Annotated in this window: 19 protein-coding genes and 3 pseudogenes; 14 read left to right on the top strand and 8 right to left on the bottom strand. The window is 60.3% G+C overall.

The window, feature by feature from the left end:
• The first annotated feature begins 77 nt into the window (after positions 1–77).
• A complete protein-coding gene (locus JFV26_RS21800; RefSeq protein ID WP_201195370.1) occupies positions 78–419 on the top strand; it encodes an aspartate-semialdehyde dehydrogenase in 342 nt (113 codons plus the stop codon).
• Between the two features lie 85 nt (positions 420–504).
• Here the strand turns inward: JFV26_RS21800 and JFV26_RS21795 are convergent.
• The 3 genes and pseudogenes from JFV26_RS21795 to JFV26_RS21785 form a co-directional block, all read right to left on the bottom strand.
• Positions 505–1,694, bottom strand: a pseudogene (locus JFV26_RS21795) (aminotransferase class V-fold PLP-dependent enzyme).
• A pseudogene (locus JFV26_RS21790) lies at positions 1,691–2,160 on the bottom strand (RidA family protein). Before JFV26_RS21790 ends, JFV26_RS21795 begins: the two co-directional pseudogenes overlap by 4 nt.
• Positions 2,161–2,248: 88 nt before the next feature.
• Positions 2,249–3,121, bottom strand: a complete 873-nt coding sequence (locus JFV26_RS21785; protein ID WP_201195368.1) for a LysR substrate-binding domain-containing protein — start codon at positions 3,119–3,121, stop codon at positions 2,249–2,251.
• Between the two features lie 170 nt (positions 3,122–3,291).
• Between JFV26_RS21785 and JFV26_RS21780 the strand changes: the two genes are divergently transcribed.
• Positions 3,292–3,453, top strand: a complete 162-nt coding sequence (locus tag JFV26_RS21780) for a hypothetical protein (protein WP_008016476.1) — start codon at positions 3,292–3,294, stop codon at positions 3,451–3,453.
• Positions 3,454–3,595: 142 nt separating this feature from the next.
• Positions 3,596–3,709, top strand: a complete 114-nt coding sequence (gene ccoM, locus JFV26_RS34515) for a cytochrome c oxidase subunit CcoM (RefSeq protein ID WP_054046898.1) — start codon at positions 3,596–3,598, stop codon at positions 3,707–3,709.
• A gap of 257 nt (positions 3,710–3,966) precedes the next feature.
• On the opposite strand, the gene JFV26_RS21775 is transcribed toward ccoM, so the two are convergent.
• Entirely contained in the window at positions 3,967–5,442 is a 1,476-nt protein-coding gene (locus JFV26_RS21775; protein WP_201195367.1) for an inorganic phosphate transporter, read from the bottom strand.
• A gap of 376 nt (positions 5,443–5,818) precedes the next feature.
• Positions 5,819–6,019 (bottom strand): hypothetical protein, encoded by a 201-nt coding sequence (locus tag JFV26_RS21770; protein ID WP_064676198.1) that lies wholly within the window; start codon positions 6,017–6,019, stop codon positions 5,819–5,821.
• Between the two features lie 687 nt (positions 6,020–6,706).
• On the opposite strand from JFV26_RS21770, the gene pcaR reads away from it, so the two are divergent.
• From pcaR to pcaC, 11 genes are all read left to right on the top strand, one after another.
• On the top strand, positions 6,707–7,549 hold the full coding sequence (gene pcaR / locus JFV26_RS21765; RefSeq protein ID WP_201195366.1) for a pca regulon transcriptional regulator PcaR: 843 nt from the start codon (positions 6,707–6,709) through the stop codon (positions 7,547–7,549).
• A 292-nt stretch (positions 7,550–7,841) separates the two neighbouring features.
• Positions 7,842–9,188, top strand: coding sequence for an MFS transporter (locus JFV26_RS21760; RefSeq protein ID WP_201195365.1), 1,347 nt, complete (start codon positions 7,842–7,844; stop codon positions 9,186–9,188).
• A gap of 275 nt (positions 9,189–9,463) precedes the next feature.
• On the top strand, positions 9,464–10,321 hold the full coding sequence (locus tag JFV26_RS21755) for a CoA transferase subunit A (RefSeq protein ID WP_201195364.1): 858 nt from the start codon (positions 9,464–9,466) through the stop codon (positions 10,319–10,321).
• Positions 10,321–11,100, top strand: a complete 780-nt coding sequence (locus tag JFV26_RS21750) for a CoA-transferase subunit beta (RefSeq protein WP_201195363.1) — start codon at positions 10,321–10,323, stop codon at positions 11,098–11,100. The genes JFV26_RS21755 and JFV26_RS21750 overlap by 1 nt, the downstream gene beginning before the upstream one ends.
• Positions 11,097–12,302 (top strand): 3-oxoadipyl-CoA thiolase, encoded by a 1,206-nt coding sequence (gene pcaF / locus JFV26_RS21745; RefSeq protein WP_201195875.1) that lies wholly within the window; start codon positions 11,097–11,099, stop codon positions 12,300–12,302. The genes JFV26_RS21750 and pcaF overlap by 4 nt, the downstream gene beginning before the upstream one ends.
• 36 nt (positions 12,303–12,338) lie before the next feature.
• Complete coding sequence (gene pcaH / locus JFV26_RS21740) at positions 12,339–13,043, top strand: protocatechuate 3,4-dioxygenase subunit beta (protein ID WP_201195362.1); 705 nt, start codon at positions 12,339–12,341, stop codon at positions 13,041–13,043.
• Between the two features lies 1 nt (position 13,044).
• Positions 13,045–13,611 (top strand): protocatechuate 3,4-dioxygenase subunit alpha, encoded by a 567-nt coding sequence (gene pcaG, locus JFV26_RS21735; RefSeq protein ID WP_201195360.1) that lies wholly within the window; start codon positions 13,045–13,047, stop codon positions 13,609–13,611.
• Between the two features lie 192 nt (positions 13,612–13,803).
• Entirely contained in the window at positions 13,804–15,108 is a 1,305-nt protein-coding gene (locus JFV26_RS21730) for an MFS family transporter (RefSeq protein WP_201195358.1), read from the top strand.
• A gap of 45 nt (positions 15,109–15,153) precedes the next feature.
• Positions 15,154–16,518, top strand: coding sequence for a 3-carboxy-cis,cis-muconate cycloisomerase (locus JFV26_RS21725; RefSeq protein ID WP_201195357.1), 1,365 nt, complete (start codon positions 15,154–15,156; stop codon positions 16,516–16,518).
• An 11-nt stretch (positions 16,519–16,529) separates the two neighbouring features.
• Positions 16,530–17,321, top strand: a complete 792-nt coding sequence (gene pcaD / locus JFV26_RS21720) for a 3-oxoadipate enol-lactonase (protein ID WP_201195355.1) — start codon at positions 16,530–16,532, stop codon at positions 17,319–17,321.
• A 10-nt stretch (positions 17,322–17,331) separates the two neighbouring features.
• Complete coding sequence (gene pcaC, locus JFV26_RS21715; RefSeq protein WP_201195354.1) at positions 17,332–17,724, top strand: 4-carboxymuconolactone decarboxylase; 393 nt, start codon at positions 17,332–17,334, stop codon at positions 17,722–17,724.
• A 202-nt stretch (positions 17,725–17,926) separates the two neighbouring features.
• Here pcaC and JFV26_RS21710 read toward each other — a convergent pair whose 3' ends face one another.
• The 3 genes and pseudogenes from JFV26_RS21710 to emhB form a co-directional block, all read right to left on the bottom strand.
• A complete protein-coding gene (locus JFV26_RS21710) occupies positions 17,927–19,186 on the bottom strand; it encodes an OprD family porin (protein WP_201195352.1) in 1,260 nt (419 codons plus the stop codon).
• A 370-nt stretch (positions 19,187–19,556) separates the two neighbouring features.
• Positions 19,557–21,015, bottom strand: a pseudogene (gene emhC / locus JFV26_RS21705) (efflux RND transporter outer membrane subunit EmhC).
• A complete protein-coding gene (emhB, locus tag JFV26_RS21700; RefSeq protein WP_201195351.1) occupies positions 21,012–24,161 on the bottom strand; it encodes an efflux RND transporter permease subunit EmhB in 3,150 nt (1,049 codons plus the stop codon). Before emhB ends, emhC begins: the two are co-directional and overlap by 4 nt.
• Positions 24,162–24,164 lie beyond the last annotated feature (3 nt).

The raw sequence follows: 24,164 nt of genomic DNA, 5'->3' as shown, positions 1-24,164 counted from the left end.
CGGTTCACAACTTTGCGACCGATGGCTCAAGTCGCAACCTGCGCAGCCGACAGCCTGAAGACAGGAGACCAATAATTATGCTGCAACCGATGCTCCCCTTGAGTGCCGTGCCGATCACCTCACAGCAGGACCCGATCCGCCAGCGCCCGGACATTCCGCCGGTAGTGCCTGTGCAGGAAAGCTCCAGCGACAGCACGATCGACCTGCAAAAACGCGACCCGGAAGAAGCCGCCCTGCAACTGCGCGAAGAGCAGCGCCGAAAGCAGGAGCAAGATCGCCGCCGTCGTGAGGCCGATGAGGATCCGGAAGAACACCTGGCCATTCCCGGTGACGAACTCAATGCCGACAACACCGTGCCGGTCGCACCGTTGATCGACGATCAGCCGCGCCAAGGGCTTTGGGTCGATATCCAGATCTAGTTCGCCGCTACGCCGATCGTGCGACTGCTGCAACATCAAAATCCACGCAATCCCCCGTAGGAGCTGCCGAAGGCTGCGATCTTTTTCAGACGCCGCTATCCTCGGCCAATTCCTGCAAACGCCCCACCAACACCTCTATCTCCTCCTCGGTGTTCAAATAACTCACTGCAATCCGCGCAATGCTCTCCAGCCCTCTGGCCTGCATATCCAAAGGCGTATAAGCCACGCCATTGGCGCCGATATTGATCCCTCGCTGTGCCAACCGTTGCTTGAGCTCGACACTGTCCCAACCCTTGAGCGTGAACGCGATCAGCCCGGATTGATGATCGGCCGGGCCGAGGTTGTGCAGCGTCAGGCCGGGGATGGTTATGAGCTGTTCGCGCAAACGCCGACTGAGTGAATCGATCCGCTGACGGATGTTTGAAACGCCCAAACGGTTGCATTCTTCCAGCGCATTCGCCAACCCGGCCAGCAACGCCACGGACACTTCGCTGGTTTCAAAGCGCCGGGCATCGTTGCGCAGGGCAAAGCCTTCGCCGTCCCAAGGCGCTGAAAGCACATCGAGTTGGGTCGGTTTCAACCGTGCCAAAAACCCCGGCCTTATATACAGCAGCGCCGTACCCCTTGGCCCACGGAGGAATTTGCGCCCGGCGCCCTTGAGCACATCGCAGTTCAGTGCCTGTACATCACAGGGCAGTTGCCCCAACGCCTGGCCGGCGTCGATGACATAAGCGATGCCATGCTGCTGCGCCACCGCGCCAATCGCCTCGGCGGGATTGATCAGGCCACCGTTGGCGGGCAGCCACGTCAGGGCGATCAACTTCACTTTTGGGTCGATCATTTGCACGAGGGCACTTACGGACACCGCGCCCGTTTCGTCGCAGGGGATGACCTCCAGTTGTGCACCGGCGCTGACGGCCCGGCGATGCAGGCCAGATTGCCGCCCCATTCATGGCGGCCGACCAGAATCCGGTCGCCGGTTTGCCAAGGTCCAAGCGCGTTGAACGCCATGCCCCAGGCCGCCGAGCCGCTGCTGGCGAAGGCGATGGCTTCGGGCCCGGTGTTCAGCAAGGTGGCCGCCGCCGTTCGGGCGCGGGCCTGGATGCTTTGATCGACGGCCTCCATCGGGCCGCCGAGGGCTTCGCGTTGCAATTGCTCGCGGATGGCATCGAGGCTCGCCTGACTGGGCAGCGAGGCGCCCGCGTGGTTGAAGTGAATCACGCGGGCGCAACCCGCAGTGGCCGCTCGCAAACGCTCCACTTCGGCGCGGTTCATGGTTTGAGTTCGAAAATCGCGTCGATTTCCACGGCTACACCGCCCGGCAGGCTGGAAACACCAACCGCCGTGCGTACATGCCGGCCTTTCTCGCCGAGAGCATTGACCAGCAGGTTCGATGCGCCGTTGGCTACCGCGCCTTGGCGCTGGAAGTCTGCGGAACTGGCGATGAACACCCCGAGGCGGATGATGCGTACCAGTTTCGACAAGTCATCGCCCAATGCATCGCCCAATTGCGCCAGCAGGCCCAACGCCGCCAGTTCGGCGGCGTTGACCCTTCTTCTTCGCAGATCGCTTCGCCGAGTCGTCCGACGAAGGCGGGTTTGCCGTCGAGCATCGGAATCTGCCCGGAAATGAACAACTGATTCTGGCTGGCCACATGGTTGACGTAGTTGGCGATCGGCTGGCTCGGGGTTGGCAGCTTCAGGCCGAGTCGCTGGACGCGCAGGGTGAGTGAATCGGTCATGGTGAATCCTCCTGAATGAAGGGCTCAGCATGTTGGCGTCGCGCCAGCGCGACAAACGCATAGATTTAATCCGACGTATTCAAATGGCTCATGTGTCGGCGATTTCACTCAACCATTGCGCGAAGCATTCGGCCGCATGGCTGGGCGGCCGATCCGGAGTGACCAGCCAGTAGCCGATATCGCTGATGAACAGCGGGGTGTCGAAGGCTTCTACCAATGCGCCTTCCTTGAGCCGACGTTCGATCAAGTGTTGGCGGCCCATGGCGATGCCCTGGCCGGTCACGGCGGCTTCGACGACGATGTTGTAGTCGTGGAGCATCATGCTGGGGTAGTGGCTGAGATCGACGGCATTGCGGGCGCTCCAGTCTGTCCACTCGAACGGCTGGTAGGACTTGGCCATGAGCAGCGGCCCTTTGTCGACGCGTTGTGCCTTGAACGCCGGGCTGCACACCGGAGTGAGCGTTTCGACCATGAATCGCCGGGCCTGGACCTTGGGCCAGCCGCCCTTGCCGTAACGGATCGCGAGGTCCACTTCGCCGCCGCTGACGTCGGCCAGTTGCACCGAGGGCAGCAGTTCCACATGAATCCGGGGGTAGCGAGCGTTAAAACCGGCCAGTCGCGGTGCCAGCCACAGGGTGGCGAACGAAGCGAGGAGGCCGATGCGCAGGGTGGTTTCCTGTTGCTCATCGCCGCGTAGTTCACGGGTGGCCGAGGCGATGGATTCCAGCGCGGGTTGAATCTTGCAGTAGTAGCTTTCGCCGGCCGGTGTCAGGTCGATGGCCCGGGTGCGGCGAATAAACAGCCGCTGGTTAAGGAATTGCTCGAGTTTGTGCACCTGATGGCTGATTGCACTTTGGGTCACCGACAGTTCATCGGCGGCCTTGATGAAACTCAAATGGCGGGCCACGGCCTCGAAGGCGCGCAGGGCCATCAAGGGCGGCAGGTCCTGGTGCAATTCCACAGTCGGGTCCTTTGGGTCCGTCGCAAAGCACCGATTGTGCGGTGAAACATCGGCGTGAGCACATATTTGTTAAGCCCTCGCTACGCAGGTGACTGGTCAGCGCGGGCGGCAGACCGCATTATTGGCGCAATCCCGACTGAACGTCCTTTTCAAGCGATGCACTGAACACCATGAGCCAAGACGACAAACTGATCGACCTTAATGCCGAGCGCGCCAAGCGGGTTCATGACCTCAACGATAAGCGCCTGAACGAAGTCCGCCAGGCGTTCGAACAGGCCATGCCGTTGGGTAAAGCGAAGAAAAAGCCGAAAAACAAACCGAAAAAGCGTTGAAACCCCCTGCATCGATTGATGCAGGTCAGTTATTTCCCCTCCTTTACGCCCCGTCTCGGGCGGCATTGATCCCGGTCAATTTTCTTTCCTGCCTGATTGGTTAACTTAGCCCCATCGCAACAGGGCAAGCAGGAGGCCAGTCATGTTTTTCGACAACGTGGTGATCGCCGGAGTGCTGACAGTCGGCCTCATGGTTCTGTTTTTTGCAGGGTTTGGATATTTCATCTGGAAGGATTCGCATAAGCGCAAACCGTAGTTCTTTCCGGAAGCAATGAGCACGCAAGGCATTTTGGGCAACTTCGGTTGCCCTTTTTTTGTCCAAAAAAACGCTATATCCCTTGTAGGAGCAAAGCTTGCTCGCGATAGCGGTCTAACAGTCGACATAGATGTCGAATGTTATGGCCTCATCGCGAGCAAGCTTGGCTCCTACGGTTTTGGGGTGGTTTTGCCATTTTGCAGACATGAAAAAGGCGCGGCTCTTACGAGGCGCGCCTTTTTCGTTGCAGCGCTGTATCAGCTACCCAGCGCCTTCGATGCAAGCCAGAACAGGCCGGCCGACAGGGCCACGGTGGCGGGGAGGGTCAGGATCCAGGCCAGCAGGATGGTTTTCACGGTGCCACCTTGCAGGCCGCTTTTGCTGGCGACCATGGTGCCGGCCACGCCCGAGGACAGGACGTGGGTGGTAGACACCGGCAGGCTGAAGATGTTGGCCAGGCCGATCATGGCGGCGGTGGTGATCTGTGCCGACATGCCTTGTGCGTAGGTCATGCCTTGCTTGCCGATTTTCTCGCCGATGGTCAGTACCACGCGTTTCCAGCCAACCATGGTGCCCAGGCCCAGGGCCAGTGCAACCGCCAGAATCACCCAGAACGGGGCGTATTCAGTGGTGGTGGTCAGGTCTTTGCGCAGTTTGTCCAGGTCAGCCTTTTCACGGGCCTGCAGGCCTGGGAGCTTGGCGACTTTGCGTGCAGTGTCATCCAGGCAGAGCAGGTAGCGACGCACTTCGATGCGGCTTTCCGACGACAGCGAATGGTAGTCGGCTACGCCCTTGAGGGTGTCGAGCAGGGCGCTGATGGTCGGTTCGGTCTGTTGCGGGTTGCAACGGAATTTCTCCGGTAAATCGCCTTCCACGCTTTTGCCCAGCGCCAGGAACTCACCCAGGGTGTCGGCATTGCGCTTGTAGAACTGGCTCAAGTGCAGGGTCGCATCGCGGGTACGTTCGATCTGGTAAGTGGTGCTGCTCAGGTCGAGTACGAACTGCGCCGGCACGATACCGATCAATACCAGCATGATCAGGCCGATACCTTTTTGACCGTCGTTGGAGCCGTGCACGAAGCTCACGGCCATGGCCGAGATCACCAGTACCAGACGGTTCCAGAACGGTGGGTGCTTCTTGTCGTCGAGCTTGCGACGCTGGTCCGGCGTCTTGTGCATCTTCGACAGCGGGCGCCACCATTTAAGGCCGATCAACACCAGCGCGGCAACGATGAAGCCGGCCATTGGCGAGAACACCAGGGACGCGCCGATATCGATCGCCTTCTGCCAGTTCACGCCATCGGCCAACGGAATATCGTTGATCAACGCGTTGGCCAGGCCGACACCGAGGATCGAGCCGATCAGGGTGTGGGAGCTGGAGGCGGGGATACCGAAGTACCAGGTGCCCAGGTTCCAGGTGATGGCGGCGGCAAGCAACGAGAACACCATGGCCAGTCCGTGTCCGGTGTTCACATTGATCAGCAGCTCTACCGGCAGCAAGTGAACGATGGCATACGCCACGCCCACACCGCCCAGCAGCACGCCGAGAAAGTTGAACACACCGGAAAAGAACACCGCCAGATGAGGCGGCATGGCTTTGGTGTAGATAACAGTGGCCACCGCGTTGGCGGTGTCATGAAAGCCGTTGATGAACTCGAAGGCGAGGACAAAGGCCAGGGCGAGCAAGAGGCTCACAAGCACCCAAGCATCTAGTCCGCTGAATAAATCGATCATGAAGGTTTTCTGACCCGGTCGTAAGGGGGCGCGATTATGCCAGAAAAGACTGGAAATCGATGCACTAGCTGCTCGTCGGTAACATTCTTCAACGAATTAGTTTGTAGCGAAGCCAAAAGCCCCAGCTTTTTACTGGGGTTTGCAACTCTTTGATTTTATTTGAAAAGCTAGCAGCCACAAGGGTTTCTCTCGAGGGCGCGAGAGGCTGAAACGCTTGTGTGAAATATCTGAGAAGAGGGTCGGACATGCGCCATTTGCCTCATCCTGTGGGTGAGGTGGCCGCCGCCCGCTTGTAGCGGGCGCGAAAGGCATGGTCGATACACCGCGCTTTTAGCGCGAGCAAACGCAGACCCTTGAAGGATTCAGGCCGGGGCGGTCAAGGCTCTTCGGCTTTGAGTTCCTTTTCCATCTTCTGTAGTTCTTGGGTGAAAGCCTGATCCTGAACGGTGGCGCGTTTACGCCACGGCTTGCGTTCCGGTTCGGGCTGGGCGGCGTAGGTGGTGACTGCCCCGCCGTAAACTTCCTTGTAACGTTGTTCCTGGCGCTCAAGTTCCGCGCGCAGTTCGTCTTTCGTCACAGTGCTACCTGATTGAGTTGAGATAAATTCTGGTGAAACGCGCTGCATCGAATTTATTGACCACGTTGGTTGAAAGGACAATGCCTGAAAGGACATCGGCTTTTTAACGACTGAGTGATCAACAGTTCCATGTTGCAGGCGGCCACGGCACCAGAGAAAAACAGCTGACGTAGCTTCAGTATCCTGTTTCAGCGAGCGCGCTGGCGGTGTCTATCAAATGAGCGTCAGGTGCTTGCTGCGGGCGGCGGCGATGGGACATCGCGCTCCGGGTGGCACAATCGGGAAGTAAAAAACCGACGGGCCACTGAGGTGCATTATAGCGGTCGATTCGAAGAACACTATCTCTTGAGAGTTAAAAGTGGTTCCTGGTACGTGATGATTTTGTTACTCGTAACTTTTAAGGGTAATTAGAGTTTCGCATTGCCACTTTCAGCGACCTGTTTCTGGCGCCAACAACACTGACAAGTTAGGGTTCCTTATATTGCCCCTTAAGTCGACAGTCACTCAACGGCAACCCTGTTTCACAGCGTTACTGAATAGGGATCCGGGAGGGCCTGGTTGTGGTGGTCGTCGATTGCGATTATCGGTCGATGGTTCGATAATCGCCCAATCTTGTTGCCGGTGACTTGTGTACTGGCCAGGAGCCGCATGTAATAGCCACTGATCCGTGTAGGAAAAGGACCTGATATGAACGATCAACTGCGCAACTCCTTCGCTTCAGTGGCGCCGCCGATCGTCGCCTCGCCGGCCAAGCGAATCCAGGCCATGACCGGAGACCCGGACTTCATGACCTCCCTGGCTCGTGGCCTGGCGGTGGTGCAAGCCTTTCAGGAGCGCAAACGCCACCTGACCATCGCCCAGATCAGCCACCGCACGGAAATTCCCCGCGCCGCCGTGCGACGTTGCCTGCACACCCTGATCAAACTCGGCTATGCCACCACGGACGGTCGCACCTATTCGCTGCTGCCCAAAGTCCTGACCCTGGGCCATGCCTACGTGTCCTCGACCCCACTGGCGGTGTCCGCCCAGCCGTACCTGGACCGCATGAGCGAGCAACTCCATGAGGCGTGCAACATGGCCACCCTGGAAGGCGATGACATTCTTTACATCGCCCGCTCGGCGACCACCCAGCGGCTGATTTCCGTGGACTTGTCGGTGGGCGGGCGTCTGCCGGCCTATTGCACGTCCATGGGCCGGATTCTGCTCGCCGCGCTGGACGACACGACGCTGGGCGAATACCTCGAACATGCGGATTTTCAGGCCAAGACCAGCCGAACCTTGCATACCCCCGAAGCCTTGCTCGAATGCCTGCAAGCGGTGCGACAGCAAGGCTGGTGCATCGTCGATCAGGAACTGGAACAAGGCCTGCGCTCGATTGCCGTTCCGGTGTACGACGCTTCCGGCCAAGTGGTTGCCGCGCTCAACGTCAGTACCCACGCCGGGCGTGTCAGCCGCAATGAGCTGGAACAACGCTTCCTGCCGGGTTTGCTGAGCGCCAGCCGCGACCTCAGCGCGCAGTTGTTCGCCTAAGCTGTTCGATAAACGCACAGAGTTGCGTTTATCGAATTGACGCTCTTTCCCTCGGATCATTAATGTCGCGGCAGCGTTTTCCGCCGCTGTTGAGCCTCGGTTTGCCGCCGGACGACGACCCCAATAATAATGAGAAGAGGCCACCCCCATGCGTACGTTTCCCGACTGTCGCTGCTCCTGCCGGTTTTCCTGCCAAAACCAGGTCGCCTGATCCCGACACCTTTCTTCTTGTAACAGCGCCAGCCGTTGGCCGGCACGTGTTCGACTGCGTTCTTTGCGTGGAATAAAAATAATGAACCAGCCTCAGTCTGCTGTAGGACACTGCCTCGACGTGCAGTCCTTCATCAATGCCCAACCCATCTCGCGCTACCAGTGGCGGGTGGTGTTCCTGTGTTTCCTGATTGTCTTCCTCGATGGCCTCGACACCGCGGCCATGGGCTTCATCGCGCCGGCCCTGTCCCAGGACTGGGGCATCGACCGCGCCAGTCTCGGCCCGGTGATGAGTGCTGCGTTGATCGGCATGGTCTTCGGAGCACTGGGTTCCGGCCCGTTGGCGGACCGCTTCGGGCGAAAAGTCGTACTGGTGGGGGCGGTGTTTCTGTTCGGCATCTTCAGCCTCGCCTCGGCCTACAGCAGCAACGTTGATCAATTGCTGGTGCTGCGTTTCCTGACGGGCCTGGGTTTGGGCGCCGGCATGCCGAACGCCACCACGTTGTTGTCGGAATACACCCCGGAGCGCAAAAAGTCCCTGCTGGTGACCAGCATGTTTTGTGGCTTCAACCTCGGCATGGCTGGCGGCGGGTTCATCTCGGCCAAGCTGATCCCGGCGTTCGGCTGGCACAGCCTGTTGCTGATCGGTGGGATTCTGCCGTTGATCCTTGCGGTGGTTTTGCTGTTCTGGCTGCCGGAATCGGCGCGTTACCTTGTGGTCCGTAACCGCGGCACCGACAAAGTGCGCAAAGCCCTGGCACCGATCGACCCGACGGTGGTGGCCCAGGCGTCCAGTTTCAGCGTCCCGGAACAGAAAACCGTGAAGGCGCGCAACGTGTTCGCGGTGATTTTCTCCGAAACCTACAGCACCGGCACCTTGCTGCTGTGGCTGACCTACTTCATGGGCCTGGTGATCGTTTACCTGCTGACCAGTTGGCTGCCGACGCTGATGCGTGACAGCGGCGCGAGCATGGAGCAGGCGGCGTTCATTGGCGCGTTGTTCCAGTTCGGCGGGGTACTGAGCGCGGTCGGTGTAGGGTGGGCGATGGACCGGTTCAATCCGCACAAGGTCATCGGTATTTTCTACCTGTTGGCCGGGGTGTTTGCCTACGCGGTAGGGCAGAGCCTGGGCCACATCACGCTGCTGGCAACGTTGGTATTGGTGGCCGGGATGTGCGTCAACGGCGCGCAATCGGCCATGCCTTCGCTGGCGGCGCGGTTTTACCCGACTCAGGGCCGGGCGACCGGGGTGTCGTGGATGCTCGGGATTGGCCGCTTCGGCGCGATCCTCGGTGCGTGGATGGGCGCGACCCTGCTGGGCCTGGGCTGGAACTTCGAGCAGGTGCTGACCGCGTTGGTGATTCCGGCGGCATTGGCGACCACGGCAGTGGTGATCAAGGGCATGGTCAGTCATGCGGATGCGACCTGATTCCAGGTTGAGATAACGGTGTTGCCCCAAAAAGATCGCAGCCTTTGGCAGCTCCTACAGTGGAATGTGTACGCCTGTAGGAGCTGCCGAAGGCTGCGATCTTTTTGGGGCAACACAGAATGATAGCCAGACAACAATCTGTTCGATAAACGAACACTCAGTCGATTATCGGATTGTTTGGCATTTTTTGCGGGCTTAATCTTCAGTGACTCCGGCGCTGAACCTCGCGCCTTTTTCTTCCACTGTCGGTTCACAACAAAACGGGAGCCTGCCCCATGGCTGAAATCCTTTCGCTGCATGACGCGGTGAAGCAATTCGTCAACGACGGCGATACCGTCGCGCTCGAAGGCTTCACTCACCTGATTCCGACGGCGGCGGGTCATGAAATCATTCGCCAGGGCAAGAAAGATCTGACCCTGGTGCGGATGACGCCTGACTTGATCTACGACCAGTTGATCGGTGCCGGTTGTGCTCGCAAGCTGATTTTCTCCTGGGGCGGCAACCCCGGTGTGGGTTCGCTGCACCGTCTGCGTGACGCCGTCGAGAAACAGTGGCCGCACCCACTGGAAATCGAAGAACACAGCCACGCCGACCTGGCCAATGCCTACGTTGCTGGCGCCTCCGGCCTGCCGTTCGCGGTGCTGCGGGCCTACGCCGGTTCCGACCTGCCAAAGGTCAACCCGCTGATCAAAACCGTTACCTGCCCGTTCACCGGCGAAGTGCTGGCGGCGGTGCCTTCGGTACGTCCGGACATCACCGTGATTCACGCGCAAAAGGCTGACCGTAAAGGCAATGTGCTGCTGTGGGGCATTCTCGGCGTGCAGAAAGAAGCGGCGCTGGCGGCCAAGCGTTGCATCGTCACCGTCGAAGAAATTGTCGACGACCTCAATGCGCCGATGAATGCCTGTGTGCTACCGACCTGGGCCTTGAGCGCGGTTTGCCATGTGCCGGGTGGTGCGCACCCGTCCTACGCGCACGGCTACAACGAGCGTGATAACCGTTTCTATCAGGCCTGGGACCCGATTGCCCGGGACCGCGACACCTTCACCGCGTGGATCAACGAGTACATCCACGGCTGCGCTGACTTCAGCGAGTTCCAGGCCAAGCTGGCCGCTGCTTCGGAGGCCAAGTAATGACTTACACCACCAATGAAATGATGACTGTCGCCGCCGCCCGCCGTTTGAAGAACGGTTCGGTGTGCTTCGTCGGCATCGGCCTGCCGTCGAAAGCCGCCAACCTGGCGCGGCTGACGTCCTCGCCGGATGTCGTCCTGATCTACGAATCGGGTCCGATTGGCGCCAAGCCGAGCGTGTTGCCGCTGTCGATTGGTGACGGTGAGCTGGCGGAAACCGCTGACACGGTCGTGCCGACCGGTGAGATTTTTCGCTATTGGTTGCAGGGCGGGCGTATCGACGTCGGTTTTCTCGGTGCAGCGCAGGTCGACCGCTTCGGCAACATCAACACCACCGTCGTTGGCGACTATCACCAGCCGAAAGTCCGCCTGCCGGGTGCCGGTGGTGCGCCGGAAATTGCCGGCTCGGCCAAGAGCGTGTTGATCATCCTTAAACAGTCGGCGCGTTCCTTCGTCGACAAACTCGACTTTATTACCTCGGTCGGCCATGGCGAGGGCGGTGATTCGCGCAAGCGTCTCGGCCTGCCGGGCGCCGGACCGGTCGGCATTATTACCGACCTGTGCATCATGGAACCGGAAGCCGGCACCCATGAATTCGTGGTCACCGCGCTGCACCCCGGCGTGACCCGCGAGCAAGTCACGGCGGCCACCGGTTGGGCGATTCGTTTTGCCGAGCACGTTGAAAACACCGCCGAGCCCACCGGGATCGAGCTCAAGGCGCTAAGGGATCTGGAAGCCCGCACCGCTGCCGCCCACGGCCAAGCACCCGGAGAAGTCTGATGCGTGACGTCTATATCTGCGACGCGATTCGCACGCCTATCGGCCGGTTTGGCGGTGGCTTGTCGGCGGTTCGCACCGACGACCTGGCCGCCGTCCCCATCAAGGCGCTGATGGAACGCAATCCATCGGTGGACTGGAGCGCGGTGGACGAGGTGTTCCTCGGCTGCGCCAACCAGGCCGGCGAAGACAACCGCAACGTGGCGCGCATGGCGTTGCTGCTGGCCGGGCTGCCGGAAAGCATTCCGGGCGTTACGCTCAATCGCCTTTGCGCGTCGGGCATGGATGCCATCGGCACCGCGTTCCGCGCGATTGCCTGCGGCGAAATGGAGCTGGCGATTGCCGGTGGCGTCGAGTCGATGTCCCGCGCGCCATTCGTGATGGGCAAGGCCGATGCGGCGTTCTCGCGCAACATGAAGCTGGAAGACACCACCATTGGCTGGCGTTTCATCAACCCGTTGATGAAGGCCCGGTACGGCGTCGACGCGATGCCGCAAACCGCTGACAACGTGGCGCACGATTACGAAATTTCCCGCGAGGACCAGGACGCTTTCGCCCTGCGCAGCCAACAGCGGACGGCCGCCGCGCAAGTGGCAGGATTTTTCGCTGAAGAAATCGTTGAAGTGCGGATTGCCCACAAGAAGGGTGAAACGGTTGTCAGCCAGGACGAGCATCCTCGCGCCGACACCACGCTGGAAACCCTGGCCAAACTCAAACCGGTCAACGGTCCCGACAAAACGGTGACCGCCGGCAATGCCTCCGGAGTGAATGACGGCGCAGCAGCGCTGATCCTGGCCTCTGCAGAGGCGGTTCAAAAACACGGTTTGACCGCCCGAGCCAAAGTGCTCGGCATGGCGAGCGCCGGGGTTGCCCCTCGGGTCATGGGCATCGGCCCGGTGCCAGCGGTGCGCAAACTCACCGAGCGTCTCGGCTTGGCCGTCAGCGATTTTGACGTGATCGAACTCAACGAAGCGTTCGCCAGCCAAGGCTTGGCGGTGCTGCGTGAACTGGGGCTGGCGGACGACGCCGCCCAGGTCAATCCGAACGGCGGCGCCATTGCCTTGGGCCATCCGTTAGGCATGAGCGGTGCACGTTTGGTGCTGACCGCGCTGCATCACCTGGAAAAAACCGGTGGCAAGAAAGGTCTGGCGACCATGTGCGTCGGCGTCGGCCAAGGTCTGGCACTTGCGATTGAACGCGTCTGACACGCGGCCGCGACTATAAGAACAGAGGAAAGCTAAATGACTGACAAGCCTGGTTACCGTCGTCCGCAAGAAGGCACTCAGCCGGATTACCTGCACCCGACGTATCAATCCACCAACAAGCGCTCGCCGTCGAAGCCGTTGGTGTTTTTGCCTCATTCGCTGTCGGAAATCACCGGCCCGACCATCGGCGCCGAGCGCATCAACCCGCAGGACAACGACCTGACCGCCCAGCACACCGGCGAGCCATTGGGCGAGCGCATCATCATTCACGGCCGCGTGCTGGATGAAGACGGTTTGCCGGTGCCGGGGATTCTGGTGGAGATCTGGCAGGCTAACGCCGCCGGTCGCTACAACCATGCCCGCGACCTGCACGACGCGCCGCTGGACCCGAACTTCACCGGCACCGGCCGCACCGTGACCGACGCCGATGGCGGGTATCAGTTCCAGACCATCAAGCCCGGCGCCTACCCGTGGGGCAACCACCACAACGCCTGGCGTCCGGCGCACATCCATTTCTCGCTGTTCGGGCCGAGCATCCTGACGCGGCTGGTGACTCAGATGTATTTCCCGGGCGATCCGTTGCTGGCCTACGACCCGATCTACAATTGCGTGCCGGATACGAGCGCCAAAGAGCGCTTGATCGCCAGTTTTGACCTGGAAAAAACCATCCCTTCCTACGCCCTCGGTTACCGTTGGGACATCGTTTTGCGCGGCCGCGAAGCCACGCCGATGGAGAAATAAGATGACGCTGAACGCGACCACGTCCCACACCGTCGGGCCGTATTACCACATTGGCCTGACCTGGCTGAACCGCGAAGACCTGACCGTAGAACAAACCCTCGGCCAGCGGGTGGCGATCACCGGGCAGGTTGTCGATGGCAACGGTGATTTCGTCAACGACGCAATGCTGGAAGTCTGGCAGGCCAACGCCGCCGGCAAGTACGACCACCCGGAAGACGAGCAGGACAAACCCCTGGACCCTAACTTCGAAGGTTTTGGCCGGGTGCCGGTGGATGCCGAAGGGCGTTTCCGTTTCACCACGATCAAGCCTGGGACGGTTGAAGGCTTGAACGGCTCGACCCAGGCGCCGCACCTGGTGGTGCTGGTGTTTGCCCGCGGGTTGGTGAAGCACTTGCTGACGCGGATCTATTTTGATGGCGAGCCGGCCAACGTGGCGGACCCGTTGCTCGAATGTGTCCCGGCTGAGCGTCGCAGTACGTTGCTGGCGAAGGCCGATGCGTCGGGTGTTTATCAGTGGAATGTGATTTTGCAGGGGACGGATGCGGAGACGGTGTTCTTCGATTATTGAGTGAACACGGTGACCCATGTGGAGCGGGCTTGCTCGTGAAGGCGTCGTGTCAGTCGATGTAAATGTTGCCTGACACACCGCATTCGCGAGCAAGCCCGCTCCCACAGGGATTCGCGTCGCTGATGTAACTGTGGAACGGGACTGTTGCGAAGTATGTCTAGACTCTCACTGTCCCCATTGAGTAAAAAAACAATGACAACGACTACCGCTTCAACCGAACACTACACAGGCGAGGAGCGCAGCAAGCGGATCTTCGCGATTGTCGGTGCCTCGTCCGGCAATCTGGTCGAATGGTTCGATTTCTACGTCTATGCCTTTTGCGCGATCTATTTCGCGCCAGCCTTTTTTCCGTCCGATAACCCCACGGTACAGCTAGTAAACACCGCGGGTGTGTTCGCTGCCGGCTTCCTGATGCGGCCCATTGGTGGCTGGATTTTTGGCCGTGTCGCGGACAAGCACGGGCGCAAGAATTCGATGATGATTTCGGTGCTGATGATGTGCTTTGGCTCGTTGCTCATCGCCTGCCTGCCGACTTACAACAGCATCGGCGTCTGGGCGCCGATCATGTTGCTGTTCGCGCGCCTGCTTCAGGGGTTGTCGGTGGGGGGCGAATACGGCACCACCGCGACCTACATGAGTGAAGTCGCCCTCAAGGGCCAGCGCGGTTTCTTTGCTTCGTTCCAGTACGTGACGCTGATTGGCGGGCAGTTGCTGGCGGTGTTGCTGGTGGTGATCCTGCAACAGTTCCTCACCGAAGATGATTTGCGCGCCTACGGCTGGCGGATCCCGTTTGTGGTCGGCGCGGTGGCGGCGGTGATTTCGCTGTTCCTGCGTCGTTCGCTCAAGGAAACCAGCAGCAAGGAAATGCGTGAAAACAAAGACGCCGGCAGCATCCGCGCGCTGTTCCGCGACCACAAAGCCGCGTTCATCACTGTGCTCGGTTACACCGCCGGTGGTTCGCTGATTTTCTACACCTTCACCACCTACATGCAGAAATACCTGGTGAACACCGCCGGCATGCACGCCAAGACCGCCAGCTACATCATGACCGGCGCGCTGTTCCTTTATATGTGCATGCAGCCGTTGTTCGGGATGCTGGCGGACAAGATCGGTCGACGTAACTCGATGCTCTGGTTCGGAGCCCTTGGAACATTGTTCACCGTGCCGATTCTGTTGAGTCTGAAAAGTGTCAGCAGTCCATTCCTGGCCTTCGTGCTGATTACCGTGGCGCTGGCGATTGTCAGTTTCTACACGTCCATCAGTGGCCTGGTTAAAGCCGAAATGTTCCCGCCCGAGGTCCGCGCACTGGGCGTCGGCCTGGCGTACGCGGTGGCGAATGCGATCTTCGGCGGCTCGGCGGAATACGTGGCCCTGAGCCTCAAAGCCGTGGGCATGGAAAACTCTTTCTACTGGTACGTCACGGTGATGATGGCGGTGGCGTTCCTGTTCAGCCTGCGCCTGCCCAAACAAGCGAAATATTTGCACCACGACCTTTGATCTTCACCCGTGGGCCCCAGCGGCCCACGCCCCCAAGGACTGTTTATGAACCAGCGACCGAACAATCAATTGTTCGATGCCTATTTCACTGCCCGCGTTATGCGTGAGGTGTTCTGCGATCAGGGCCGGGTTCAGGCCATGCTTGATTTCGAAGCGGCGCTGGCCCGGGCCGAAGCGCGGGTCGGGTTGATTCCGCAATCCGCTGTCGTCCCAATAGAAGCAGCTTGTCAGGCTGGACATTACGATTTCGCCGCCCTGGGTGAGGCGATTGCCACCGCGGGCAATTCGGCGATTCCATTGGTCAAGGCTTTGGGCAAACGGATTGCCGCGAACGATGCTGAAGCCGAACGTTATGTGCATTTGGGCGCCACCAGCCAGGACGTGATGGATTCCGGTCTGGTGCTGCAATTGCGTCGTGCGCTGGAGTTGATCGAAAGCGATCTGGCGCAACTGGGGGAAATCCTTGCGACCCAGGCTCAACGTTACGCCGCCACGCCGCTGGCCGGACGCACCTGGTTGCAACAGGCGACGCCGGTCACCCTCGGGATGAAAATCGCCGGTTGGCTGGGGGCGGTGACCCGCAGTCGCCAGCGTCTGCGCGAACTGAAACCACGCTTGCTGGTGCTGCAATTCGGCGGCGCCTCCGGAACCCTCGCAGCCCTCGGCGAGCAAGCGATGCCGATTGCCGCTGCCTTGGCCGAAGAGCTGCAATTGTCACTGCCGGAGCAACCTTGGCACACCCAACGTGATCGGCTGGTGGAATTCGGTTCGGTGCTCGGCTTGATCGCCGGCAGCCTCGGCAAGTTCGGTCGCGACATCAGCCTGTTGATGCAGACCGAAGCGGCTGAAGTCTTCGAACCCTCGGCGTCGGGCAAGGGCGGTTCCTCGACCATGCCGCACAAGCGCAACCCTGTGGGTGCGGCGGTGTTGATCGGCGCGGCGACGCGGGTGCCGGGTTTGCTCTCGACCTTGTTCAGCGCCATGCCACAAGAACACGAGCGCAGCCTCGGCCTGTGGCATGCCGAGTGGGAAACCCTGCCGGAGATTTGCTGCCTGGTGTCCGGCAGTTTGCAGCAAGCACTGCTGGTTGCCGAAGGCCTGGAAGTGGACGCGATGCGCATGGCCCGCAACCTCGACTTGACCCAAGGTCTGGTGCTGGCCGAAGCAGTGAGCATCGTGCTTGCGCAACGAGTCGGTCGCGATACCGCGCACCATCTGCTCGAACAATGCTGCAAACGCGCGGTGGCCGAACAGCGTCATCTGCGCGCGGTCCTCGGCGATGAGCCGCAAGTGACCGCCGAGCTTTCACCGGCTGAACTGGATCGCCTGCTGGACCCTGCCCACTACCTCGGCCAGGCCCATACCTGGGTCGAGCGCGCGGTGGCTGAACATTTTGCGTTGACTGCTTGAAGGAGGCTGCTGTGGCATTCGTACAACTCGCCGAGGGCGAACTGCATTACCAATTCGATGGCCCGGTCGATGCGCCGGTGCTGGTGTTGTCCAACTCGTTGGGCACTGACTTGCACATGTGGGACGCGCAAATACCGGCGTTCATCGAACACTTCCGGGTGCTGCGTTTTGACACCCGTGGCCACGGTCAATCGTTGGTCACACCGGGGCCTTACAGCATCGAGCAACTGGGTTACGACGTACTGGCGCTGCTGGATGCGTTGCATATCGAGCGTGCGCATTTCTGTGGCTTGTCCATGGGCGGCTTGATTGGCCAGTGGTTGGGGATCAATGCCGGCCATCGATTGAACAAACTGGTGGTGTGCAACACCGCAGCGAAAATCGGCGATCCGTCGGTGTGGAACCCGCGGATCGAAACCGTGCTGCGCGACGGTCCGGCCGCAATGGTCGCGTTGCGTGATGCGTCGATTGCGCGCTGGTTTACGGCGGACTTTGCCGAGGCCAATCCGACGACGGCGAAAAAGATCACCGACATGCTTGCCGCCACTTCACCTGAAGGTTACGCGGCCAATTGCGCCGCCGTGCGTGATGCCGATTTCCGTGATCAGTTGTCTTCGATCAAGGTGCCGCTGTTGGTGATCGCAGGCACCGAAGATACGGTCACGCCGCCCTCCGGCGGGCACTTTATTCAGGAGCACGTGCAGGGCGCCGAGTACGCCGGGTTCTACGCCGCGCACCTGTCCAACGTCCAGGCGGGCGCTGCGTTCAGCGAGCGGGTGCTGGCATTTCTGTCGAATCATTGAGGTTTTTTTCGTGGACGAGAAACAACGTTATGACGAGGGCTTGAAAGTTCGCCGCGCGGTCCTGGGTGACGCCCATGTCGACCGCAGCCTGAACGCGCTGACCGAATTCAACTCGGAATTCCAGGAGATGATCACCCGTCACGCCTGGGGCGATATCTGGACTCGTCCAGGCCTGGAGCGCCACACCCGCAGCCTGATCACCATCGCCATGCTGATCGGCATGAATCGCAACGAAGAGCTCAAGTTGCACCTGCGCGCCGCCGCCAATAACGGCGTGACCCGTGGCGAGATCAAGGAGGTGATCATGCAGAGCGCGATCTACTGCGGGATACCGGCGGCGAATGCGACGTTCCATTTGGCGGAGTCGGTGTGGGATGAGTTGGGGGTTGAATCTCGGGAGTGATCTTCGGGATTTTCAGTGTTTGGGCTGACGCCATCGCGAGCAGGCTCGCTCCCACATTGATCGGATGTGAACTCCAATCCCGTGTTCACAGAGGATCCCTTGTGGGAGCGAGCCTGCTCGCGATAGCGGATTTACACCCAACATTTATATTGACTGACACCCTGCCATCGCGAGCAAGCTCGCTCCCACATTTAATCGGTGTTTACAGCAGGCTGATCGGGTAGCTGACGATCAGGCGGTTCTCGTCGAACTCGTTGTTGTTGAAGTCTCGACGCAGGCTCGAGTTGCGCCATTTGAAATTCAGGTCCTTGAGCGTGCCGCTTTGCACGGTGTAACCCAGTTCGCTTTCGCGGCCCCATTCCTTGCCGTCGGTGGTGGTGGCGGTATGTACGTTGTCACCGCTGATGTAGCGGTTCATCAGGGTCAGGCCCGGCACGCCGAGGGCGGCGAAGTTGTAGTCGTGGCGCAGTTGCCAGGAGCGTTCCTGGGCGTTGTCGTAGCTGTTGTTGTAACTGTCGTTGGCCAGGGTGCCGCCGCTGGTGCCGTTGACCCGCATCCAGGCGCTGTCACCGGTGAGTTTTTGCAGGCCGACGTAGAAGGTGCTGCCGCCGTACCGGGCCGAGAACAGGCCGGACCAGGTCTTGTTGTCCAGTTCGCCGGCCCGGGCGCTGCCATCATCCTTGCCGTAGAAGAACCCGAGGTTGGCGCCCAGGGTCCAGTCGCCGAGGGGCTGAGTGTGGATCAGGTTGACGAATTGCTGGCTGTAGATGTCCTTGAGTTCAGCGTTCCACAAGCCGATCTGAGTGTGCTTGTCGTTGAACGTGTATTCGCCACCCTCGAAGTTGAAACGGTCCGAGGTGATCGCGGCTTTGCCGACCATCGACATGTCGGTCATGCTGCTGTCGTCCCGGGGACTGTTGGCGCGGAACTGGCCGCCGTAGAGCGTCAGGCCGTCGATTTCCTTCGAAGTGACCTGCCCGCCACGGAAGGTTTGCGGCAGGGAGCGACCGTCGTCCGAGCGCAGGATCGGCAGCACCGGCATCCACTCGCCGACTTTCACTTCGGTCTGGGACAGCCTGGCCTTGAACGCGACGTTGGTGCGGCCAAAGGTGTCCGCCGGGCGCCCGTCGTGGTCCAGCGGCAGCAACTGCGTACCGCCGGTACCTTTGCCGCCGTCGAGTTTCACCGAGTACAACCCCAGCACATCCATGCCGAACCCGACGGTGCCCTGGGTGAAACCGGACTTGGCGTCGAGGATGAAACTTTGCGTCCACTCCTGAGCAATGCCCTGGGCCTTGGTCGGGTTGGTGAAGTTGCGGTTGATGAAAAAGTCGCGCAGGTTCAGGTTGACCTTGGCCCCTTCGACAAAACCCGACTCATCAGCCACGGCGGGCAGGGCGCTGCCGGCCAGTGTGGCGGCAATGAGGCTGGGAAACAGGTACTGCACGGTGGAAGGCTTCATGGGCTCGGGTCTCTCTAATTGTTAGGGGTGAAACGGGGCGCTGCCGCAACCTGGGGGTGCAGACACAAGGTTTGAAACTGGGGTGGGAAACGGGTGAAGTCAGCCGGACAGGGCAGGGCGCGGGGGCATGGTGTCGAACCTGTTGTTATTGGTTTTGTGGAGCGAATGGTGCGGGGGATGGGCGAGGGGATTCAATTGGGGAAAGCGGGTTTTGGGCGATTATCGAACGGCAAAAGATCAAAAGATCGCAGCCTTCGGCAGCTCCTACGCGCCTGTGGGCGCTGCCGAAGGCTGCGATCTTTTGACTTTGCTTTCCTTTAAGCCAACAAAAAGCCCACCAAACGGTGGGCTTTTTGTTTTCACAGCGCTATCAGAACAACTTCAACTTCGGCGCTTCTTCTTTCAACGGCTCGTTCTTCGCCGTCTGCTCGTTCCAGCCACCGCCCAATGCCTTGTACAGATTGACCGCGCTGACCAGTTGCGCCAGACGGTCGGTGATCAGCGCCTGTTGGGCACTGAACAGCTGACGCTGGGCATCGAGGAAGGTCAGGTTGCTGTCGACACCAATGCGGTAGCGACGCTCGGCCAGACGGTAGTAGTCCTGGTTCGCGGTGACGAAATCACGCTGCGCCTGCAACTGCTCGGTGTAGGTCTGGCGGGCGGCCAGGCCGTCGGCGACTTCCTGGAAGGCCGTTTGAATGGACTTCTCGTAGTTCGCCACGCCGATGTCTTTCTGGATTTTCGAGTAATCCAGGCTGGCGCGCAGGCTGCCGGCGTTGAAGATTGGCAGGTTGATCTGCGGCGAGAACAGCCAGGTACCCGACCCCCTTGAACAGACCGGACAGGTCCGGGCTCAGGGTCCCGGCATTGGCGGTCAGGCTGATGCTTGGGAAGAACGCAGCCCGCGCCGCGCCGATGTTGGCGTTGGCAGCCTTCAGGTTGTATTCGGCCTGAAGGATGTCCGGACGACGTTGCAGCAAGTCCGACGGCAAGCCCGGCGGAACGTCGCTCAGCAAGTCGTCAGACAGAGGCTTGGCGGCTTGCAGATTGGCCGGGACGCCGGTGCCGAGCAGCAGCACCAGGCTGTTTTCATCCTGGGCGACCTGACGGGTGTACTTGGCCAGTTGCGCCCGGGCGTTTTCCACCGAGGTACGCGACTGTGCCAGGTCCAGCGCCGAGGCTACACCGACTTCGTTGCTGCGCGCGGTGAGCTTGTAGCTCTCCTCGAATGCACCCAGGGTGTCCTGGGTCAGTTTCAGCAGTTCCTTGTCGGCCTGCCAGGTCAGATAGGCGTTGGCGACACTGGCCACCAGGCTGATCTGGGTACTGCGTCGTGCTTCTTCGGTGGAGAAGTATTTCTGCAGGGCTTCTTCGCTCAGACTGCGAACCCGACCAAACAGGTCGAGTTCATAGGCGCTGATGCCGACCGTGGCCGAGTACGAGCTGCTGATACCCGCTTTACCGCTCGTCGAGGCATCCGCCGGGAGCCGCTGACGGCTGCCGCTGCCATTGGCCGTAACGACCGGGAACAAGTCGGCACGCTGGATGCGGTACTGAGCGGCGTAAGCATCAATGTTCAGGGCCGCGACACGCAGGTCACGGTTGTTTTCCAGGGCCACCTGAATCATCTGTTGCAGCGCCGGGTCATGGAAAAACTGCTTCCAGCCCTGTTCGGCGGCAGCCTGGCTCGGCGCCTGGGCCGACGAATACGCCGGGCCTTGCGGGTATTGGCCGGCCACCGGAGCGGCAGGCTGCTGATAGTCAGGAATCAGCGAGCAGCCGCCAAGCACGAAAGCGGCGACGGCCAGGGAGAGTAGCGACTTGCTCATTGGCCAGCCTCTTTAGGAGTTTCAATGGCGTCATCCTGGTCAGTTTTCTTGCGCTGGCCAATGGACGACACGGTAACGAAGAACAGTGGGACCCAGAAGATCGCCAGGACCGTGGCGGTGATCATACCGCCAATTACCCCGGTACCGATCGCATGCTGGCTACCCGAACCTGCGCCAGTGGAGATCGCCAATGGAACCACACCGAGGACGAAGGCCAGCGAGGTCATGATGATCGGTCGCAGACGCATCCGGCAGGCCTCAATGGCCGCCTCGCGCAGGCTGCGTCCTTGCTCGTGCAAGTCCTTGGCGAATTCGACGATCAGAATGGCGTTTTTCGATGCCAGACCGATGGTTGTCAACAGGCCCACCTGGAAGTACACGTCGTTGGACAGACCGCGCAGGCTGGTGGCCATCAATGCACCGATGATCCCCAGTGGCACCACAAGCATAACCGCGACCGGAATCGACCAGCTCTCATACAACGCCGCCAGACACAGGAACACCATCAGCAGCGACAGCGCATACAACGCTGGCGCTTGCGAGCCGGACAGCCGCTCCTCGTAGGACAAACCGGTCCAGGAAATGCCGACACCGGCCGGTAGTTTCCTGGCGATGGCTTCGACTTCGGCCATGGCTTCACCGGAGGAGTAGCCGGGCGCCGGGGCACCGAGGATTTCCATCGCTTCCACGCCGTTGTAACGGGCCAGTTTCGGCGAGCCGTACACCCACTCGCCTTTGGCGAACGCGGAGAACGGCACCATGGTGCCCGCGCTGTTGCGTACGTACCACTTCTTCAGGTCTTCAGGGCTCATGCGAGCGCCTGCCTGACCTTGCACGTAAACCTTCTTCACCCGGCCACGGTCGATAAAGTCGTTGACGTAGCTACTACCGAAGGAAATCGACAGCGTGCTGTTGATGTCAGCGAGTGTCAGGCCCAGGGCGCTGGCTTTCTCGTCGTCGATTTCCAGTTGGTATTGCGGCTCATCGTTCAGGCCGTTCGGACGCACCTGATACAGCACCTTGCTCTGCGCAGCCATGCCGAGGAACTGGTTACGGGCCGCCATCAGCTTGTCGTGACCGATACCGGCGCGGTCCTGCAGGAACACGTCGAAACCGGTGGCGTTACCCAATTCCAGTACCGCTGGCGGTGCGAAGGCGAACACCATCGCATCACGGAAGGTAAAGAAGTGCTGCTGGGCACGGGCTGCCAGGGCAAACACGCTGTTGCTCGCGTCACGCTCGCCCCACGGTTTGAGCATGATGAACGCCAGGCCGGAGCTCTGCCCACGACCGGCGAAGTTAAAGCCGTTCACGGTAAACACCGAAGCCACCGCACCGGACTCTTTCTCCAGCAGGTAGGAGCGCATCTCGTCGATCACCACTTGGGTGCGTTCGGCACTTGAACCGGCCGGGGTTTGCACCTGGGCGAACAGTACGCCCTGGTCTTCTTCCGGAAGGAACGCAGTCGGAATGCGGGTGAACAGCCAGATCATGCCGACAATGATGAGCAGATAGGCCAGCAGGTACGGGATCTTGTGCGTGAGCATGTTGCCGACACCGCGCTCGTAGCTTTTGACGCCACGGTCGAAGTTGCGGTTGAACCAGCCGAAGAAACCGCGTTTCGGTGTGCCGTGCTCGCCTTTCGGAATCGCCTTGAGCATGGTGGCGCAGAGCGCCGGGGTGAAGATCAGGGCAACCAATACCGACAGGGCCATGGCCGAGACGATGGTGATCGAGAACTGCTTGTAGATCACACCGGTCGAGCCGCTGAAGAACGCCATTGGCAGCAGTACCGCGGACAGCACCAGGGCGATACCGACCAGGGCACCCTGGATCTGCCCCATGGACTTCTTGGTGGCCTCCTTGGGTGACAGGCCTTCCTCACTCATCACCCGTTCGACGTTTTCCACCACGACAATGGCATCGTCCACCAGCAAGCCGATGGCCAGCACCATGCCGAACATGGTCAGGGTGTTGATGCTGAAACCGAATGCCGCGAGGATCCCGAAAGTACCCAGCAGTACTACCGGCACGGTCATCGTGGTGATGATGGTGGCGCGGAAGTTTTGCAGGAACAGGAACATCACCAGGAACACCAGCACGATCGCTTCGACCAGGGTTTGAACCACACCCTTGATCGATTCGGTGACCACTGGCGTGGTGTCGTACGGGAATACCACTTCCATCCCTTGCGGGAAGAACGGCTTCAGGTCGTCGATGGTTTTGCGCAGGGCCTTGGCCGTGTCTAGGGCGTTGGCGCCGTTGGCCAGTTTCACCGCCAGACCGGAAGCCGGCTTGCCGTTGAACTGGGCCGAGATGCTGGAGTTTTCGCCGCCCAGACCGACATCGGCGACATCACCGATACGCACTTGCGAACCATCCTTGTTGACCTTCAACAGAATCGCCTTGAACTGCTCGGCAGTCTGCAGGCGGGTCTTGCCGATGATCGTGGCGTTCAGTTGCTGGCCAGGCAGTGCCGGCAAACCACCGAGTTGACCGGAGGACACTTGAACGTTTTGTGCCGAAATGGCGGCACTGACATCAGCCGGGGTCAGGTTGAAGTTGTTCAGCTTGGCCGGGTCGACCCAGATCCGCATCGCGTACTGGGCACCGAAGACCTGGAAGTCACCGACACCCGCGGTCCGCGAGATCGGGTCCTGCATGTTCGACACGATGTAGTTGGCCAGGTCGTCCTTGGACATGCTGCCGTCTTGCGACACCACGCCGATCACCAGCAGGAAGTTTTTCACGGCCTTGGTCACGCGGATACCCTGTTGCTGCACTTCTTGCGGCAGCAGCGGGGTGGCCAGGTTCAGTTTGTTCTGGACCTGAACCTGCGCGGTATCGGAGTTGGTGCCCTGCTCGAAGGTGGCAGTAATGGTCATGCTGCCGTCGGAGTTACTTTCCGACGACACATAACGCAGGTTATCGATACCGTTGAGCTGTTGTTCGATGACCTGAACCACGGTGTCCTGCACGGTTTGTGCAGAAGCGCCTGGGTAGGTCACGGAGATGGCAATGGCCGGTGGCGCAATGCTTGGGTACTGGTTAATCGGTAGCTTGAGGATCGATAGAGCCCCGACCAGCATGATCACCAGGGCAATTACCCAGGCGAAAATCGGACGGTCGATAAAAAATTTCGACATGGT

The sequence above is a fragment of the Pseudomonas sp. TH31 genome, assembly GCF_016650815.1.
Taxonomy (GTDB): domain Bacteria; phylum Pseudomonadota; class Gammaproteobacteria; order Pseudomonadales; family Pseudomonadaceae; genus Aquipseudomonas.
The sequence above is the reverse complement of the archived record's forward strand: the minus strand, read 5'-3'. Positions and strand labels throughout refer to the sequence as shown.

Bases quoted from the DNA above. Each gene is read 5' to 3' on its own strand.
- JFV26_RS21800 (WP_201195370.1), top strand. From the start codon at position 78: ATGCTGCAACCGATGCTCCCCTTGAGTGCCGTGCCGATCACCTCACAG.
- JFV26_RS21780 (WP_008016476.1), top strand. From the start codon at position 3,292: ATGAGCCAAGACGACAAACTGATCGACCTTAATGCCGAGCGCGCCAAG.
- ccoM (WP_054046898.1), top strand. From the start codon at position 3,596: ATGTTTTTCGACAACGTGGTGATCGCCGGAGTGCTGACAGTCGGCCTC.
- JFV26_RS21775 (WP_201195367.1), bottom strand. From the start codon at position 5,442: ATGATCGATTTATTCAGCGGACTAGATGCTTGGGTGCTTGTGAGCCTC.
- pcaR (WP_201195366.1), top strand. From the start codon at position 6,707: ATGAACGATCAACTGCGCAACTCCTTCGCTTCAGTGGCGCCGCCGATC.
- JFV26_RS21760 (WP_201195365.1), top strand. From the start codon at position 7,842: ATGAACCAGCCTCAGTCTGCTGTAGGACACTGCCTCGACGTGCAGTCC.
- JFV26_RS21755 (WP_201195364.1), top strand. From the start codon at position 9,464: ATGGCTGAAATCCTTTCGCTGCATGACGCGGTGAAGCAATTCGTCAAC.
- JFV26_RS21750 (WP_201195363.1), top strand. From the start codon at position 10,321: ATGACTTACACCACCAATGAAATGATGACTGTCGCCGCCGCCCGCCGT.
- pcaH (WP_201195362.1), top strand. From the start codon at position 12,339: ATGACTGACAAGCCTGGTTACCGTCGTCCGCAAGAAGGCACTCAGCCG.
- pcaG (WP_201195360.1), top strand. From the start codon at position 13,045: ATGACGCTGAACGCGACCACGTCCCACACCGTCGGGCCGTATTACCAC.
- JFV26_RS21730 (WP_201195358.1), top strand. From the start codon at position 13,804: ATGACAACGACTACCGCTTCAACCGAACACTACACAGGCGAGGAGCGC.
- JFV26_RS21725 (WP_201195357.1), top strand. From the start codon at position 15,154: ATGAACCAGCGACCGAACAATCAATTGTTCGATGCCTATTTCACTGCC.
- JFV26_RS21710 (WP_201195352.1), bottom strand. From the start codon at position 19,186: ATGAAGCCTTCCACCGTGCAGTACCTGTTTCCCAGCCTCATTGCCGCC.
- emhB (WP_201195351.1), bottom strand. From the start codon at position 24,161: ATGTCGAAATTTTTTATCGACCGTCCGATTTTCGCCTGGGTAATTGCC.